17 protein-coding genes and 1 tRNA gene are annotated in these 15,482 nt (G+C 69.3%); 8 read left to right on the top strand and 10 right to left on the bottom strand.

The window, feature by feature from the left end:
* Positions 1–99 precede the first annotated feature (99 nt).
* The 4 genes from D183_RS0110530 to D183_RS0110515 all read left to right on the top strand — a co-directional run bounded on the left by D183_RS0110530 (position 100) and on the right by D183_RS0110515 (position 4,628).
* Positions 100–789 (top strand): ABC transporter ATP-binding protein, encoded by a 690-nt coding sequence (locus tag D183_RS0110530; protein WP_017908954.1) that lies wholly within the window; start codon positions 100–102, stop codon positions 787–789.
* Between the two features lie 13 nt (positions 790–802).
* A complete protein-coding gene (locus tag D183_RS0110525) occupies positions 803–1,960 on the top strand; it encodes an ABC transporter permease (RefSeq protein WP_017908953.1) in 1,158 nt (385 codons plus the stop codon).
* Positions 1,961–2,024: 64 nt separating this feature from the next.
* Positions 2,025–3,335 carry an ABC transporter permease gene (locus D183_RS0110520; protein WP_017908952.1) on the top strand — a complete coding sequence of 437 codons (1,311 nt, stop codon included), beginning with the start codon at positions 2,025–2,027 and terminating at the stop codon, positions 3,333–3,335.
* Between the two features lie 150 nt (positions 3,336–3,485).
* Positions 3,486–4,628: an alpha/beta fold hydrolase gene (locus D183_RS0110515; RefSeq protein WP_017908951.1), complete on the top strand. Its 1,143-nt coding sequence runs from the start codon at positions 3,486–3,488 to the stop codon at positions 4,626–4,628.
* Between the two features lie 144 nt (positions 4,629–4,772).
* Here D183_RS0110515 and rarD read toward each other — a convergent pair whose 3' ends face one another.
* Positions 4,773–5,675: an EamA family transporter RarD gene (gene rarD / locus D183_RS0110510; RefSeq protein ID WP_017908950.1), complete on the bottom strand. Its 903-nt coding sequence runs from the start codon at positions 5,673–5,675 to the stop codon at positions 4,773–4,775.
* The gene (gene yedA, locus D183_RS0110505) at positions 5,672–6,568 is read right to left on the bottom strand and encodes a drug/metabolite exporter YedA (RefSeq protein WP_017908949.1); all 897 of its coding nucleotides are present in this window, start codon (positions 6,566–6,568) and stop codon (positions 5,672–5,674) included. Before yedA ends, rarD begins: the two co-directional genes overlap by 4 nt.
* A 122-nt stretch (positions 6,569–6,690) precedes the next feature.
* Here yedA and D183_RS0110500 point away from each other — a divergent pair, with 122 nt between their 5' ends.
* Positions 6,691–7,104, top strand: coding sequence for a Rap1a/Tai family immunity protein (locus D183_RS0110500; protein WP_017908948.1), 414 nt, complete (start codon positions 6,691–6,693; stop codon positions 7,102–7,104).
* A 473-nt stretch (positions 7,105–7,577) separates the two neighbouring features.
* On the top strand, positions 7,578–8,165 hold the full coding sequence (locus tag D183_RS0110495) for a hypothetical protein (RefSeq protein ID WP_017908947.1): 588 nt from the start codon (positions 7,578–7,580) through the stop codon (positions 8,163–8,165).
* A gap of 319 nt (positions 8,166–8,484) precedes the next feature.
* Here the strand turns inward: D183_RS0110495 and D183_RS28235 are convergent, their stop codons facing one another.
* The 3 genes from D183_RS28235 to D183_RS0110480 form a co-directional block, all read right to left on the bottom strand.
* On the bottom strand, positions 8,485–8,724 hold the full coding sequence (locus D183_RS28235; protein ID WP_394686960.1) for a peptidase: 240 nt from the start codon (positions 8,722–8,724) through the stop codon (positions 8,485–8,487).
* A gap of 34 nt (positions 8,725–8,758) precedes the next feature.
* Positions 8,759–9,691 (bottom strand): MBL fold metallo-hydrolase, encoded by a 933-nt coding sequence (locus D183_RS0110485; protein ID WP_017908945.1) that lies wholly within the window; start codon positions 9,689–9,691, stop codon positions 8,759–8,761.
* 360 nt (positions 9,692–10,051) lie between these two features.
* The gene (locus D183_RS0110480) at positions 10,052–11,344 is read right to left on the bottom strand and encodes a tryptophan--tRNA ligase (protein ID WP_017908944.1); all 1,293 of its coding nucleotides are present in this window, start codon (positions 11,342–11,344) and stop codon (positions 10,052–10,054) included.
* Positions 11,345–11,452: 108 nt separating this feature from the next.
* Here D183_RS0110480 and D183_RS0110475 point away from each other — a divergent pair, with 108 nt between their 5' ends.
* Positions 11,453–12,397: a hypothetical protein gene (locus D183_RS0110475; RefSeq protein WP_051067617.1), complete on the top strand. Its 945-nt coding sequence runs from the start codon at positions 11,453–11,455 to the stop codon at positions 12,395–12,397.
* Between the two features lie 71 nt (positions 12,398–12,468).
* Here D183_RS0110475 and D183_RS0110470 read toward each other — a convergent pair whose 3' ends face one another.
* From D183_RS0110470 to rocF, 4 genes are all read right to left on the bottom strand, one after another.
* Positions 12,469–12,684 (bottom strand): CsbD family protein, encoded by a 216-nt coding sequence (locus D183_RS0110470; protein WP_010341025.1) that lies wholly within the window; start codon positions 12,682–12,684, stop codon positions 12,469–12,471.
* A 184-nt stretch (positions 12,685–12,868) separates the two neighbouring features.
* The gene (locus tag D183_RS0110465) at positions 12,869–13,003 is read right to left on the bottom strand and encodes an entericidin A/B family lipoprotein (RefSeq protein WP_026143575.1); all 135 of its coding nucleotides are present in this window, start codon (positions 13,001–13,003) and stop codon (positions 12,869–12,871) included.
* 55 nt (positions 13,004–13,058) lie between these two features.
* On the bottom strand, positions 13,059–13,211 hold the full coding sequence (locus tag D183_RS0110460) for an entericidin A/B family lipoprotein (RefSeq protein WP_017908941.1): 153 nt from the start codon (positions 13,209–13,211) through the stop codon (positions 13,059–13,061).
* Between the two features lie 142 nt (positions 13,212–13,353).
* Entirely contained in the window at positions 13,354–14,277 is a 924-nt protein-coding gene (gene rocF / locus D183_RS0110455; RefSeq protein ID WP_026144365.1) for an arginase, read from the bottom strand.
* A 319-nt stretch (positions 14,278–14,596) separates the two neighbouring features.
* Here rocF and D183_RS0110450 point away from each other — a divergent pair, with 319 nt between their 5' ends.
* Entirely contained in the window at positions 14,597–15,028 is a 432-nt protein-coding gene (locus D183_RS0110450) for a hypothetical protein (protein WP_017908939.1), read from the top strand.
* Positions 15,029–15,262: 234 nt separating this feature from the next.
* Here D183_RS0110450 and D183_RS0110445 read toward each other — a convergent pair.
* Positions 15,263–15,338: transfer RNA gene (locus D183_RS0110445), tRNA-Thr, on the bottom strand.
* Positions 15,339–15,482: the final 144 nt, after the last annotated feature.

Below are 15,482 nucleotides of genomic sequence, written 5' to 3'. Positions count from 1 at the left end.
CGCAACCGCAACCGCAACCGCAACCGCAACCGCAACGGTAAACCCCTCGCCCACCGGCGATCGCATCGCCTCCACTCGTCCACCGCCAGGAACACCACCATGTCCACCCTCGTCACCCTGCGCAACGTCACCAAGACCTACCAGCGCGGCCCCGAGAAAGTCCAGGTCCTGCACGGCATCGACCTGGATATCGCCCGTGGCGACTTCGTCGCCCTGATGGGACCGTCCGGCTCCGGCAAGACCACCCTGCTCAACCTGATCGGCGGGCTGGATTCGCCCAGCGGCGGCGAGATCGAGATCGAAGGCCAGCGCATCGACCGCATGAGCGGCGGCCAGCTCGCCACCTGGCGCAGCCACCACGTCGGCTTCGTGTTCCAGTTCTACAACCTGATGCCGATGCTCACCGCGCAGAAGAACGTCGAACTGCCGCTGCTACTGACCTCGCTCAGCGCCGCCCAGCGCAAGCGCAATGCCGAGATCGCGCTGACCCTGGTCGGCCTGGCCGAGCGCCGCAACCACAAGCCCAGCGAACTGTCCGGTGGACAGCAGCAGCGCGTGGCCATCGCCCGCGCCATCGTCTCCGACCCCACCTTCCTGATCTGCGACGAACCCACCGGCGACCTCGACCGGCGCTCGGCCGAGGACGTGCTGGGCCTGCTGCAGGAACTCAACCGCAGCCACGGCAAGACCATCGTCATGGTCACCCACGACCCCAAGGCCGCCGAGTACGCCACCCACACCGTGCACCTGGACAAGGGCGAGCTGGCCGACGCGCCGGCCGCGCACTGAGCGAGGCGATGCCATGAAGTATTTTTCGTTGATCTGGGCGCAACTGTTCCGCAGCAAGACGCGGACAGTGCTGACCCTGTTCTCGGTGATCGTCGCGTTCCTGCTGTTCGGCCTGCTCGACTCGGTGCGCGTCGCGTTCACCGCCGGCGGCTCGGTGGAAGGCGTCAACCGCCTGGTCGTGGCCTCGCGTCTGTCGATCACCCAGTCGCTGCCGGTGCGCCTGGAAGCGCAGATCCGCAGCGTGCCGGGCGTACGCGACGTGACCTATGCGATGTGGTTCGGCGGCATCTACAAGGATCCCAAGGACTTCTTCCCCAACTTCTCGGTGGCGCCGAACTTCTTCGACGTGTACAGCGAGTACGAGATGCCGCCGGAGCAGCTCAAGGCGTTTCGCGACACCCGCACCGGTGCGGCGGTGGGCGAGGCGCTGGCGAAGAAGAACGGCTGGAAGGTCGGCGACGTGATCCCGCTGCAGGCCACCATCTTCCCGCGCGGCGGCAGCAACGACTGGCCGCTGGAACTGAAGGCGATCTTCCGCGCCAAGGACCGCGCCAACGTGCAGGCGGAGAACCAGTTGATGATGAACTGGAAGTACTTCGACGAGAGCAACGACTACATCAAGGGCCGGGTCAGCTGGTACACGGTGCGGCTGGACAACCCCGAGCACGCCTCGCGCGTGGCGCAGGCGATCGATGCGCTCTCGGCCAACTCCGACCACGAGACCAAGTCGCAGACCGAGTCGGCGTTCCAGCAGGCCTTCGTCAAGCAGTTCGCCGACATCGGCCTGATCGTCACCTCGATCATGGGCGCGGTGTTCTTCACCCTGGTGCTGCTGACCGGCAACACCATGGCGCAGGCGGTGCGCGAACGCATCCCGGAACTGGCCACGCTCAAGACCCTGGGCTTCCAGGACCGCACGGTGCTGACCCTGGTGATCGTCGAGTCGGTGCTGCTGATCGTGCTCGGCGGCCTGCTCGGCATGGCGCTGGCGGCGGCGGCGATCCCGGTGCTGGCCAGCGCCAGCCGCGGCGCGCTGCCGGTGCACGCGGTGCCGGCGCAGACCTGGCTGATCGGCGTGGCACTGATGCTGGTCATCGGCGTGGTGGTCGGCCTGCTGCCGGCGCTGCGCGCGCAGCGGCTGAAGATCGTCGACGCCCTGGCCGGGCGCTGATCCCGCCCCTTCTCTCCAGCACATCGATGCCACGGACGGCGACGCAGACCCGAGGAACAACGCAATGAAGATGCAATGGTTATGGAATGTCCTGGCGATCGCGGCGCTGGCGCTCGGCCTGGGAATCTGGATCGCCCTGCCCTGGTTCCTGGTGCTGGCGCTGGTGGCGGTGCTCGCCGTGCTGCTGCTGGCCACGCGCAGCGGCCGGCTGTCGCTCGCCGCCGCGCGCATCGGCATCGCCAGCCTGCCGCAGCGCTGGGGCGCCAGTTCGGTGATCGTGGTCGGCATCGCCGGCGTGGTCGGCGTGCTGGTGGCGATGCTGGCGATGGGCCAGGGTTTCCAGGCCACCCTGGACAGCACCGGCGACGACACCACCGCCATCGTCCTGCGCGGCGGCTCGCAGGCCGAGACCAACTCGGTCATCACCCGCGACCAGGTGCCCTTGATCGCCAGCCTGGCCGGCGTGGCGCGCGGCGCCGACAACCGCCCGCTGGTCTCGCCGGAACTGTCGCAGGTGGTGAACCTGCAGTCGAAGTCCGACGGCACCGACGTCAACGCGCAGTTCCGCGGCGTCGGCGAGCAGGGCTGGGCGGTGCACGACAAGGTCAAGCTCCTGCAGGGCCGTCGCTTCAAGCCGGGCCTGCGCGAGATCGTGGTCGGCAAGGGCGCGCAATCGCAGTTCCGCGGCCTGCAGCTCGGCCAGACCCTGACCCTGGGCAACCAGGCCTGGACCGTGGTCGGCGTGTTCGCCAGCGGCGACGCGCACGACTCGGAGCTGTGGACCGACACCCAGACCCTGGCCACCACCTACAACCGCAGCGCCTACCAGTCGATCAGCGTGCGCACCCAGGGCCAGGACGGCTTCCGCCAGTTCAAGGCGGCGATGGACGCCGACCCGCGGCTGAAGCTGGACGTGTTCACCACCCGCGAGTACTACCGCAAGCAGGGCGGCAACCTCAGCAAGGTGCTGGAGGTCCTGGGCACCTTCATCGGCACCATCATGGCGATCGGCGCGGTGTTCGGCGCGCTCAACACCATGTACGCGGCGGTCGCCACCCGCGCCCGCGAGATCGCCACCATGCGCGCGCTGGGCTTCCGCGGGCTGCCGGTGGTGGTGGCGGTGATGCTGGAGACCATGCTGCTGGCGCTGCTCGGCGGCGTGCTGGGCGGGCTGATCGCCTGGGCGATCTTCAACGGCTACAGCGTCTCCACCCTGGGCAGCAACTTCAGCCAGGTGGTATTCCAGTTCAAGGTGTCCCCGCCGCTGCTGTGGACCGGGCTGAAATGGGCGCTGGGCATCGGCCTGGTCGGCGGCCTGTTCCCGGCGCTGCGCGCGGCGCGGCTGCCGATCACCACCGCCCTGCGCGCGCTGTAGCGCCAGGGCTGAACGCGCCGGGCCGGGACCGCTGTCCCGGCCCGGCCCAATGGCGGCTGACGCGTCATCGTTCCGTCATCGAAACGCGGTAGAACGGCCGCCGCCGAGGCGCTAGCCTGCGCGGCCATTTGGTTCCACGCCGCCACGCCCATGTCCTCGCGCCTGCGCCTGCTGCTCGTCCTCTGCGCCAGCCTGTGGCTGAGCGCCTGCTCCTCCACCTCGCTCAGCGACCGCCTGGTCGCGCCGGGCGGCGTGTCGCCGTTGATGGACGAGGAGCGCATCCAGAGCCTGCTGGCGACCCTGCCCAACCGCAGCGGCCACGTGGTGGTGCCGGGCGGCATCCCGATCTTCTGGCGCGCCATCGACCCGGGCGATTACCACATGCGCTACCGCTACGAGCACGCCGGCCGCGACGCCAGCGGCCACGAGCATGCCGATTTCGCCATGGACGTCGCCACCCCGGCGCCGACCACGCACATGGCGCCGCGCGGCACCGTGGTGCTGCTGCACGGCTGGATGATGGACGGCGACTCGCTGCTGCCGTGGTCGCTGGACCTGGCCCAGGCCGGCTACCGCAGCATCAGCATCGACCTGCGCAACCACGGCCGCTCCGGCGGCGGCCCGGCCGGCTACGGCACCCGCGAGTCCGACGACGTGGTCGCGGTGATCCGCGCCCTGCGCGCCAGCGGCGAGGTGCAGGGCCCGGTGTACCTGTTCGGCGTGTCCTACGGCGCGGCCACCGCGCTGTTCGCCGCGCAGAAGCTCGGCGACCAGGTCGACGGCGTGGTCGCGATGGAATCCTTCGCCAACGCCGGCCGCGGCATCCGCGACATGATCCCGCACATGCTCGCCAGCCGCCCGCGCGGCTGGATGGCCAGCGCGGCGATGGACCTGGCGCGCTGGCGCTACGGCGGGCAGAACCTGGACGCGGTGATCGCCAACGCCAACCAGCGCCTGGCGCTGAACCTGGACCAGGTCGACGTCACCGCCGCCGCGCGCGCCGCACCGGCCTGCGTGCTGCTGCTGCACGGCAGCGCCGACCAGCACATCCCGGTGGCGCACGGCCGCCTGCTGGCGCTGGACGCCCCGCGCGCGCACTACCTGGAAATGCCCGGCGAGAACCACCTGAGCCTGCCGATGCGGCTGGACCTGCTGGCGCCGACCGTGGAGGACTGGTTCGCCGACCTGCAGTCGCCGAGCCACGGCGGCCGCTGCCCGCAGCCGCTGCCGCCGCGTGCTGACCCCGAGCTGCAGCTGACCGGTGGGCCGGCCGCGAGCGGTAGCCGGGGGTGAGCCGGGATGACCAGCCATTCGGCTGTGGAAAGCGGGGAGTCGGGATTGGGGATTCGTAACAGCGGGCTGTACTGTCGGCCTGCTGGTTCCGCGGCGGCTCTTGCTCTTGCCAATCCCCAATCCCTAATCCCTAATCCCTAATCCCTAATCCCTAATCCCCGCTCGCCGCCACAAGCTCTCGCCGGCGAACAACAGCAAGCCGATCCAAATGGCGGCAAAGCCGATCGCCTTGCCCGCGTCGAACGGCTCGCGGAAGAACCACACGCCCAGCAGCAGTTGCAGGCTCGGTGCGATGTACTGCAGCAGCCCCACCAGCGACAGCGGGATACGTCGCACGCCGTAGGCGAAACCGATCAGCGGCACAGCGGTCACCACGCCGCCGAATGCCAGCAGCAGGTCGTTGCGCCAGCCCCAGCCGCCGACGAAGCCGCCGCCGTGGCCGGCCTCGCCCCACAGCACGAACCCCAGCGCCGGCAGGAACAGGTACAGGCTCTCCACCCCCAGCCCGGCCACCGCATCCACCTGCACAAGCTTGCGCAGCAGGCCGTACAGCCCGAACGAGCCGGCCAGGCCCAGCGCGATCCATGGCAACGTGCCGGCGTCGACGGTCAGCCAGGCCACGCCCAGCGCGGCGCAGGCCACCGCCAGCCATTGCAGCGGACGCAGCCGCTCGCGCAGCACCAGCACCCCGAGCAGCACGTTGACCAGCGGATTGATGAAGTAGCCCAGGCTGGTCTCGATCACATGGCCGGCATTGACCGCCCAGATGTACAGGCCCCAGTTGAAGGCGATCGCCAGGCTGCTCAGCGCCAGCGTGGCCAGCGCGCGCGGCTGCGCGGCGATGCGCCGCCACCATTGCAGGCGTGCGCTGTACACCAGCCAGGCCACCACCAGCAGCGTGCTCCAGACGATGCGGTGGGCGATGATGTGCGGCGACGGCACCGCCTGCAGCAGGTGCCAGTACACCGGCACCACGCCCCACAGCGCGAAGGTCGCCGCGGTAATCCACAGGCCGCGCCGGGCCTCCTGCGCGGCGACCGCGGTCATCGCCGGGTCCTCGCCACGGTGATCACCACCACGCCGGCCAGGATCACCGCCATCGCACCGAAATCGCTGGCGCTGAAGCGTTCGCTGCCGAGCCAACTGCCCAGCGCCACCGCGATCACCGGATTGACGTAGGCATAGCTGCCGGCCAGCGCCGGGCGTACGTTCTGCAGCAGCCACACGTAGGCGGTGAAGGCGACGATCGAGCCGAACACGCACAGGTAGGCCACCGCCAGCATCCCCTGTGCGCTTGGCAGGGTATGCAGGCGTTCGCCGCTGAGCGGGCCGATCGCCACCAGCATCACCCCGCCGCACAGCATCTGCCCCGCGGCAGCCATGAACGGCATCGGCAGGTCGCGCCCGCGCGACCACACCGAACCGAACGCCCAGCCGACCGGCGCAATCAACAGCAGCACCAGGCCCAGCGGGCTGGCATTGAGACTGCTGCCGGCGTTGAGCCAAACCACGCCGGCGAAGCCGACCACGATCCCCAGCCATTCGCCGCGGCTGGCGTGATGGCCGCGCAGCGTGCCGAACAGCGCCATCCACAGCGGCACCGAGGCCACCGCCACCGCCGCCAGCCCCGAGGACACCTGACGCTCGGCCAGCACCACCAGGCCGTTGCCGCAGACCAGCATGAGCGCGCCGAGCATGGCCAGCGGCCGCCACTGCGCGCGCGTGGGCGCGGGCACCCCGCGCCAGCGCAGCACCGCGTACAGCACGCTGCCGGCGATCACGAAGCGCGTGCCGGAGACCACGCTCAACGGCGGCGCGCCGCCTTCCAGTGCGAAGCGGATCGCCAGATAGGTCGAGCCCCAGACGACATAGACCAGGAACAGGGCGAGAACGACGAAGCCGCCGCGCGCAGGCGCAGCGGCGACAGGAGCAGAAGGCATCGGACGGCGCCAGAGACAGCAGGGGCGCTATTCTAGAGCACCTGGTCTGTGCGCAAGCCGCTTCATCCGCGCGTGCCGCACCGCCGCGGCGTGCAGACCACTCGTCGAGAAAGGAGTCGTGGATGACATCACACCGCACCTGGCTCGCGCTGCCCCTGCTGGCGGCGCTGGGCAGCAACAGCGCGGCACGCCCGCCTGCCGGACCCTGGGACTTGAACGGACATCAGTTGCTGGAAGCCCCGCTGGACGGCTCGCTGGCAGACGACCTGGGTCCGCAGCAACCGCAGGAACTGCGGGTCATGGTGTCCTCGCGCACGGCGGCCGCCTACATGCTCGGCATCGCGGCCGGCAGCGAGGGCGCGCAATGGTGCCGACCGGCCGGCCAGTCCGGTCCACCGGATGTGCAGGCCCTGGTCGCCGATCTCGGCGCGCTGCCCGACGCGCGCCTGGACGAGCGCGCCAGCGACCTGGTCGTGCAAGCCCTGGCCAAACGGTATCCCTGCAAACCCGCCAAGCCACGCCGCCCATCGCGCTGAAAGCGCCGACTGCCTCGAGGTCGCGTCGGCGCGACGAGGCAGTGATGAGCCGCTGGCGCGACGATGCGTCGGGTGCCGCACGGGCATCCACACCAGCACCGCAGCCACCGCCAGCGGCGCCCGGCGCTCCACCGTGATCACCAGGCCGCGGCGCTGCAGGTCCGCGTGGGCGCGCCAACAGCCAGACCAGCAGCGCGCAGCAGATGAAGGATCTCAACCAGGTCGCGTCAGCTGCCGCCACTGCGCATGGCCGACCCGCGCCGCGCTCTGGCCGAAGAAACGAGATCGGCCTCGCGCGAGGAGTGTGCTGCTCCATGCAGTTCTGACCCCTGAAGTTTCCACCGATCAGCCGACGTCCATGACAGCGCAACTGCAGCCCGCTCCGGCGCTCCGCAGCCCCCGAAAAACCTAAGAGACGGTTCAGCCGCACGGGCGTATCTGTACGCACACACACCTGCTCGCTGCGCACTGCCATGGCCATCGATACCGCACTGTCGCCGCTCGGCACCGTCACGCCTTATGGCACGTCGCCCTATGGCTTTTCCGCAGCGAGCGCCTCCAGCGGTTCGGCTCAAGCCGGCAACCCGATCGTGGCCAGCACCGATCAGGCCGCGGTGCAGCAGGCGGTGGAATTGTCCGGCGAGGCCTCGGTGATCTTCAGCCTCGGCGGCCTCGCGGGAACCACCCCAGCCGACACGGGCCTGACCTACAACGCGGCCGGGCTGTTCAACAGCATCGTCAGCGCCGGCCCCACCGATGCGGCCTCGGCCTCGTCTGCCGGCTCGTCAACCTCGACCGCCGGCTCGTCAACCTCGACCGGCACCGCGCCGTATCCCACCCTCGACCAGGCCACGCAGACGTACGACCAGGGCCTGCTCGGCACCATCACCGCGCCGCCGTCGACCCCGGGCCTGTACAACGCCTCCGGTGTCTTCAGCAGCCAGGGCCTGACCCCGCAGCTGTCGTCGCTGCTGCAGTCCGATCCCAGGCTCAGCGGCACGGTCACCGGCGACCTGCTCAATCAGGGCATCGTCGGCGGGTTGATCGACACCACTGCCTGAGCAGTGCGGCATGGTCGCCTGCGGCACCCGCACGCACCTGGCACGGTAGAAACGGCTTCAGGCCGCTTCTAGCGCGCGCTTTTCGCGGCCTTGCCGAACACCGCGTTGTTCTCTCGCAGGAGCGGCTTCAACCGCGACAGGCATTGCCGGTCACGCCCCGTCGCGGCTGAAGCTGCTCCTACGCGTGGCCTTGCGCCACCCGCGAAGATCCCTTCTCCCGGAACCCTCAGCGCAACCGCGCATGTCGCTGGCCAACGGTCTTGGCACTGCCCAGCCACCGTGCTGTGACGGCACTCGTATGTCGCTCGACCGGCGTCGCTCAGCCCGGCATCGCCGGACCACAGGCCTCGGCCGGATCGCTGTTCGCCGGCAAGGCATGCCGCTCCAAGGCATCGGCGTCGCCGCCCGCATCGCCGGCCAGCGCATCGTTGGCTGCCTGTGCCGCACCTCCCATGAACAGGGAAGCGGACAGCAGCAACATGCGCATCGGGTTCACGGTCACGACCTGGCAACAAGCGGGCCGCACAGTGTAGAGAATGGCGTCGTGCGGAGACAGCACGGCGACGCATTCGCGTGCGCGAAACCGGCCGCCGTCAGCGCGCGGGACGATCCAGCCAGCAGGCCAGGCCCTGCGCATTGAGTTCGATGTCCATGTGCAGCACGCGCTCCACGCCGGCATCGTCCAGCGGACAGCCATGCAGCCGCGCCCGCTCCAGATACAGCGCGGTCAGCGCCGCGACCAGGCAGCGATGGCGGTCGGAACGGCCGTCGCAGCCGCGCGCGATCGCCACCATCGCCTCCAGTTGCTCCAGCAGCTCCGCCGCCAGCGTCTCGGCGCCCTCCACCGGACCGTAGTGGGTGAGGTACAGCGTCTGCGGCACGTAGCCGAGCATGCGCTGGATCGAGGCCTGCATCGCTTCCGGCTCGAACTGCACCGGCGACGAGGTCGGGATCGCGAACGCACCGCGCGTGCTGTCCAGTTCGCGGTAGGACAGGCCGAAGGTGTCGCCACTGAACCAGCTGCGGCTGCGTGCGTCCCACACGCACAGGTGATGGCGGGCGTGCCCGGGGGTGTCGATGCACAACAGCTCGCGCCCGGCCAGCGACAGGCGATGGCTGTCCTCGGCCACCACCACGCGCTCCGCCGGTACCGGCACGATGCTGCCGTAGCTGCGCGCCATCTCCGCCTCGCCGTACACCGCGGTGGCGCCGGCGATCAGCCGCGCCGGATCGATCATGTGCGGCGCACCGCGCGGATGCACCAGCAGACGCGCGTTCGGCAGGTGCTGCAGCAGCGCACCCGCACCGCCGGCATGGTCCAGGTGCACGTGGGTGAGGATCAGCCAGTCCACGTCGGCCGGCGCCAGACCGGCCTGCACCAGGGCGTCCAGCAGCACCGGCACGGCATGGCTGGTGCCGCAGTCGACGAAGGCGCCGCGCCCGTTCTCCACGATCAGGTAGGCGGCATCGAACTGCGCGCGCTGGAAGCCGGTATCGACGAGATGGATGCTGGGATCGCGTGGCATGGCGCAGAAGCGTGGCTGGGCGAAGCTCCATTCTAGGCAGTATGGAGGATACTGCCAGTGCCGGGCGGCAAGGGCCGGATGAGGACGAATAACGGAAACGCCGGAGACCCGACAGCCCATTGTGGGAGGGACTTCAGTCCCGACTGCATGCGGCCGGCAAACACACGCGCTTCGGATGTCGCGATGGAACGCGTCTCTTGTCTGTAGGAGTCGACCGTCATGCAGCCGCGACAAGCGAAGCCGAACGCCGCCTGACACCTTCCGTCGTCGGGACTGAAGTCCCTCCCACAATGCGATCCTCCGACAAGGCTAGTGCCGCCCTGTCGGAGCCGCTTCTACGACGGACCGCCGCGCGAGCGCTCAGCCCGCCTCGCGCAGCCGCGCCAGCGCCGCCAGCACCGTCTCGGCCGGTGCCTCCAGGGTCACCCGCGCCGCCTGCAGCGCGTCGGCCTGTGCGGCCTGCTTGAGCGCAGTGATGGTCTGCCCGGCATCGCGCGGCGAGGCGAAGCCGCCGCTCTGCAACAGCAGCACGCCCTCGCCATCGAGCAGCTTGAAGTAGAACTGGCCGTCGGCCTCGCGGTACTGCTTGAAGCTCGGCAGCGCCTGCTTGGCCGTCGCCGCTTCGGTAGCGCCATCGGCCTGCGCCGACAGATCGCGCAGGCCCACCGCGTGCCGCAGCTCGGCCAGGAACGGGATCGCATAGCGTTCGCGCAGGCGCTGCGCGTTGTCGCGCAGGATCGCCTCGATGTCCTGCGGGCGCGCCATCAGCGCTTCGTAGCGCACGCGCATCGGCGCGATCTCGGCATCGATGCGCTCGAACAGCTGCTGCTTGGCCTCGCCCCAGCCGATGCCGGCGGCGAACGCCTGCGCGAACGCGGCCGTCTCCTCGGCGCTGGCGAAGGCCTGGTACAGCTGGAACAGCGCAGAGCCCTCGGTCTCCTTCGGCTCGCCGGGCGCGCGCGAATCGGTGACGATGGCGGACACCCGCTTCTTCAGCTCCTCGCGCGGGGCGAACAGCGGAATGGTGTTGTCGTAGCTCTTGCTCATCTTGCGCCCGTCCAGCCCGGGCAGCGTCGCCACCTGCTCGTCGATCAGCGCATCGGGCAGCACGAAGTGCTCGCGGCCGTAGACGTGATTGAAGCGCTGCGCGAAATCGCGCGCCATCTCGATGTGCTGGATCTGGTCGCGGCCCACCGGCACCTGCTGCGCCTTGAACAGCAGGATGTCGGCGGCCATCAGCACCGGATACATGAACAGGCCGGCGGTGACCCCGGCATCGTCGTCCTCGCCGTCGGCGCGGTTCTTGTCCACCGCGGCCTTGTAGGCATGCGCGCGGTTGAGGATGCCCTTGCCGGCGACGCAGGTCAGGAACCAGGTCAGCTCGTTGGTCTCCGGCACGTCCGACTGGCGGTAGAACCACACCTGCGCCGGATCCAGGCCCGCCGCCAGCCAGGTCGCCGCGATCTCCAGGGTCGAGCGCTGGGTCCGCGCCGGGTCCTGCGCCTTGATCAGGCTGTGCAGATCGGCCAGGAAGAAGAAGCTCTCGATGCCGGGACGCCGGCTGGCCTGCAGCGCGGGGCGGATGGCGCCGACGTAGTTGCCAAGGTGCGGCGTGCCGGAGGTGGTGATGCCGGTGAGAACGCGGGTGGTCATGCGGAATGGACGGTCAGGGGGAAACCCGGCGAGTTTACCCGCTGCGCGACAACCCCGTTCCGGCGCGTGGTGCGTTCAATCCGGCGTCCCCGTCCTGGAGTCGCCGCGATGCACGTTCCTGCTCCTTCCCTGCCCCGCCGTTCCCGTTCCCTCGCCGTGCTCGCCTTCGCGCTGCTGTGCATCGGCGGGCTGTGCGGCTTTCGTCCATGGCCGTCGCCACCGAGCTCGGCGCCGGCGGTGCAGTTGCAGGTGATCGATCGCGATGCCGGCGACGATCCGCTGCCAGCGCATGCCTGGCGCGGCGAGCGCTGGATCGCCGCCACGCCCGGCCACCGCTACGCGCTGCGCCTGACCAACCTGACCGGCGCGCGGGTGCTGGTGGTGCTGTCGGTGGACGGCGTCAACGCGGTCAGTGGCCAGACCGCGGCCAGCGACCAGCGCGGCTATGTGCTGGCGCCGTGGCAACAAGCCGAGATCGCCGGGTGGCGCAAATCGTCCGAGGACGTGGCGCAGTTCGTGTTCACCGACCTGGAGGACAGCTATGCGGCACGCTCCGGACGTCCGCGCAACGTCGGCGTGATCGGCATGGCGGTGTTCGACGAAGCGCGGGCATGGCCCGATACCGTCCCGGGGGACGCAGGCGTCGATGCCGAGAGAGCTGCCAACGCAGCAGCGCGCGCGGCAACGCCCGGCGTCCCGACGCCGGAAGCAATGCCTGCACCGGCAGCGGCCGCCCCGCAACGCAGTGCGGCCGCGCCCCTCGCGGCGGCACCGTCCGCGGACGCACGCGCGTATGCACGCGAAGGCACTTCCGCTGCCCGCGTGCAGCAGCGCCTGGGCACCGGCCACGGCGCGCGCGAGTGGTCGCCCTCGCGTGTCACCGAGTTCGAGCGCGCCAGCGACGTGCCGATGCAACGGACCGAGCTGCGCTACGACAGCCGCCCACGGCTGGTCGCACGCGGTGTGCTGCCGCGCGACCTACTTCCGCGGCGCGTTGCGGTTGCGCCAAGTGCATTTCCCGGCGACTACGTGCCCGATCCGCCGGAGCGCTGAGCGTCCCGCGCACCCAAAAAAGCACGGGCCGCAATGCGGCCCGTGTCGACGACGCTGCGGCGGTGTGCGCCTCAGTCGTGGTATTCCTTGCCCAGGCTGTCGCGGAACGCGTGCACTTCCTTCTCGGCGCGATCGCGCGCCCAGCCGTAGCGCTCCTGCAGCTTGCCGGCCAGGTACTGGGTATTGCCTTCGGCAACGTCGAAGTCGTCGTCGGTGAGGTCGCCCCACTGCGCCTTGATCTTGCCCTTGAGCTGGGTCCACTTGCCGGCAATGATGTCTTTGTTCATGGCATCTCTCGTGATGTGTAAGCGGCGCCGTACGCCGCCCGCGCAGCATTGCGCGGCCTGCGTCGCGAACCGATCAACGCAGCGTCAGCGATGCATGAGCATCGTGAACCGTTACACCGTGGTCGGCAGCCGCGCAAAAAAACGGGCCGGCAAGCCGACCCGTTTCTGGTCACCGAGACGAGGCTCAGTTCTTGGCGGCGTCCTGGACCTTCTCGCCTGCCTTCTGCACGTCCTTGCCGGCACCGGCAACGGTGTTGCAACCGGCCAGCAGGCCCACCGAGAACATCGCCAGCAGCATCCACGCAAACGTACGCTTCATAGGTTCACTCCTTGCTTACTTGGTCATGGGACGCGGCACGCAGGCCGCGCGAAACTCAGCACTTGCCCGCGCTGCAATCCTTGGCGGTGTCTTCCACCTTCTCGCCCGCCTTCTGCATGTCCTTGCCGGCGCCTGCAACGGTGTTGCAGCCGGTCAGCACACCAGCGCAAAACAGGGTCAGCATCAACAGGGTGGTCAGTCGCTTCATCGGGTCGTCCTCGGCAATCGCAGGTGGTCGGGGTGGGCGGCGATAGGCGTCGCCGCGCTACCGTCTGGGGGTGAATCTGCCGTCACGACTGTGGATTTCACGTGAATGAACCGGCGACCCATTCAGGGTGAGCCAGCGTCGCTCAGTCCCGCATCAGGGTCGATTTGCCGAACAGGCTCTCCACCAGGTCCACGGCCAGCTCCGCGGTCAGGTTGCGGTGGTCCAGCACCGGATTCAGCTCCACGATGTCCAGCGAGGCCATGCGCCCGCTGTCGGCGATCATCTCCATCACCAACTGCGCCTCGCGGTAGTTGGGGCCGCCAGGCACGGTGGTGCCGACACCCGGGGCGATGCTGGGGTCGAGGAAGTCCACGTCGAAGCTGACGTGCAGATGGGTGTCGGCGTCGAGCCCGTCCAGCGCCGCCTCCATGGTCCGCTTCATGCCCATCTCGTCGATGTAGCGCATGTCGTACACGTCGACGCGGTGCTGCTTGATCAGCCGCTTCTCGTCCGGGTCGACCGAGCGGATGCCGATCTGCCGCACCTGCTCCGGGCGCAGCGCCGGCGCGCTGCCGCCGAGCTCGGTCAGCGCCTGCGGGCCCAGCCCGCACAGGCAGGCCACCGGCATGCCGTGCACGTTGCCCGACGGCGTGACCTCGCTGGTATTGAAGTCCGAATGCGCGTCCAGCCACAGCACCCGCAGCTTGCGGCCCTGCTCGCGGCAGTACCGCGCCACCGCGGTGATCGAACCGATGCCCAGGCAATGGTCGCCGCCGAGCACGATCGGCATGCGCCCGGCGCGCAGCTCGGCGTAGCTGGCCTCCATCAGCGCGCGGTTCCAGGCCACCACCTCGTCCAGGTGACGGTAGCCGTCGACCGGGGCCTGCCAGGGATTGCGCGGGCCATCGATGTTGCCGATGTCGCGCACCTCCACGCCACGATTGGCCAGCGCCTCGTGCAGGCCGGCGATGCGCAGTGCCTCCGGCCCCATGCGCGCACCGCGATGGCCGGCCCCGATGTCGGTAGGCACGCCGATGAGGGACACCGGCAGAAAGGAGGACTTCATGCGCATACGCTCCAGCCAAAAAAGTGACCCAGTCTAGCGGGACCGGCATGTCACGACCCGCCGCGGCGCAGCAGGCGGCATGCCTGCGGTTGCAGCTGTGTTGAATGATGGACGTGCGGCGCAAGGTGGATGCCGGCGGTTGTGGCTGATGCGAGAAGCCGTGGTCCACGGCTGCAGCGGCAACACGCCAAATGCTTGCGCATCGACGTGAGCAGTCAATCGCTGAAGGCTGCATCGAGCGCTCTGCGTCGCTCGCCCTCGCCAAAGAGGGCTCGGCATCGTCAACTCTTCCGGCGAGGAAGCTCGCAGCAAGCCTGCATTGCACCTGCCCAAGTCCCGCGGTTGGACGGCGGCGGCGCTGGCTGGCTACGCTGCTCCGCCGTTTCTGGAGATCGCCTTGGAAAAACCCTTGATCGTGACCCTGGAGGCCGCGTTCGCCGGGCTCACGTTCCTTCCCTGGTTCGCGTGGGCGCACAACAGCCTCAACCCCATGCTGATCCTGCACGCAGACCACGTGGAGTACCGCGTGCTGCGCACGCGCACCCGTCCGTACCGCGAGATCGCCAGCGTGGACTATCGGAAGGCATGGGGAACCGAGAACGTCGTGCTGGCGTTCCAGGGAGCGAAGACGACCTTCATCGCGAACACCGGGCTGCTCCGGCGCACCAGAGAGGTCATCGCCTTCTTGCAGCAGCAGGGTTGTCCGCTTTCCGCGCGCGCGCAGGCATTGATGTTACCGCGAAGCCCGTAGCGCAGCTCGCGACAACACGCGGCGATCCAACCGCGCTTCGGTTGAGCGGCTGTTGCCTCGCGAGTGTGCTGCTGCGTGCTTGCCATCCGCCACGCCACACCCTGCTCGCGTGACGCGCAGTTGCTCCCTGCTCGACCGGATGTTCGTGAGGGCACGCGACAGAAAGCAAAAACCCGCTGTTTCAGCGGATTGATGGCGCAGCGCGGACATCTGCGGATGCCGGCGGATCGAAGATGGTGCCGCTTATCCGAATCGAACGGATGACCTACTGTTTACAAGACAGTTGCTCTACCGACTGAGCTAAAGCGGCAAGGTGGACGACGCCCGCGGGCGGGCCCGGGGCAGTCTACCTGCTGGCGCGGGCCTCGGCACGCGCGACGGCGCGGCGCCGGACACCGGCAGGCGCGGCATTCTAGCGCAGCGTGCCGCAGTCCACGCTGCGCTGGCGCGCGGC

The sequence above is a fragment of the Xanthomonas sp. SHU 199 genome, assembly GCF_000364665.1.
GTDB classification, from domain to species: Bacteria; Pseudomonadota; Gammaproteobacteria; order Xanthomonadales; family Xanthomonadaceae; genus Xanthomonas_A; species Xanthomonas_A sontii.
This window is presented reverse-complemented; position numbering and strand designations above follow the sequence as displayed.

Coding starts and splice junctions, on each gene's coding strand:
- rarD (WP_017908950.1), bottom strand. CDS start 5,675: ATGACCGCGGTCGCCGCGCAGGAGGCCCGGCGCGGCCTGTGGATTACC.
- D183_RS0110470 (WP_010341025.1), bottom strand. CDS start 12,684: ATGAACAAAGACATCATTGCCGGCAAGTGGACCCAGCTCAAGGGCAAG.
- D183_RS0110460 (WP_017908941.1), bottom strand. CDS start 13,211: ATGAAGCGACTGACCACCCTGTTGATGCTGACCCTGTTTTGCGCTGGT.
- yedA (WP_017908949.1), bottom strand. CDS start 6,568: ATGCCTTCTGCTCCTGTCGCCGCTGCGCCTGCGCGCGGCGGCTTCGTC.
- rocF (WP_026144365.1), bottom strand. CDS start 14,277: ATGAAGTCCTCCTTTCTGCCGGTGTCCCTCATCGGCGTGCCTACCGAC.
- D183_RS0110495 (WP_017908947.1), top strand. CDS start 7,578: ATGGCCATCGATACCGCACTGTCGCCGCTCGGCACCGTCACGCCTTAT.
- D183_RS0110530 (WP_017908954.1), top strand. CDS start 100: ATGTCCACCCTCGTCACCCTGCGCAACGTCACCAAGACCTACCAGCGC.
- D183_RS0110515 (WP_017908951.1), top strand. CDS start 3,486: ATGTCCTCGCGCCTGCGCCTGCTGCTCGTCCTCTGCGCCAGCCTGTGG.
- D183_RS0110500 (WP_017908948.1), top strand. CDS start 6,691: ATGACATCACACCGCACCTGGCTCGCGCTGCCCCTGCTGGCGGCGCTG.
- D183_RS0110480 (WP_017908944.1), bottom strand. CDS start 11,344: ATGACCACCCGCGTTCTCACCGGCATCACCACCTCCGGCACGCCGCAC.
- D183_RS0110465 (WP_026143575.1), bottom strand. CDS start 13,003: ATGAAGCGTACGTTTGCGTGGATGCTGCTGGCGATGTTCTCGGTGGGC.
- D183_RS0110525 (WP_017908953.1), top strand. CDS start 803: ATGAAGTATTTTTCGTTGATCTGGGCGCAACTGTTCCGCAGCAAGACG.
- D183_RS0110475 (WP_051067617.1), top strand. CDS start 11,453: ATGCACGTTCCTGCTCCTTCCCTGCCCCGCCGTTCCCGTTCCCTCGCC.
- D183_RS0110485 (WP_017908945.1), bottom strand. CDS start 9,691: ATGCCACGCGATCCCAGCATCCATCTCGTCGATACCGGCTTCCAGCGC.
- D183_RS0110520 (WP_017908952.1), top strand. CDS start 2,025: ATGAAGATGCAATGGTTATGGAATGTCCTGGCGATCGCGGCGCTGGCG.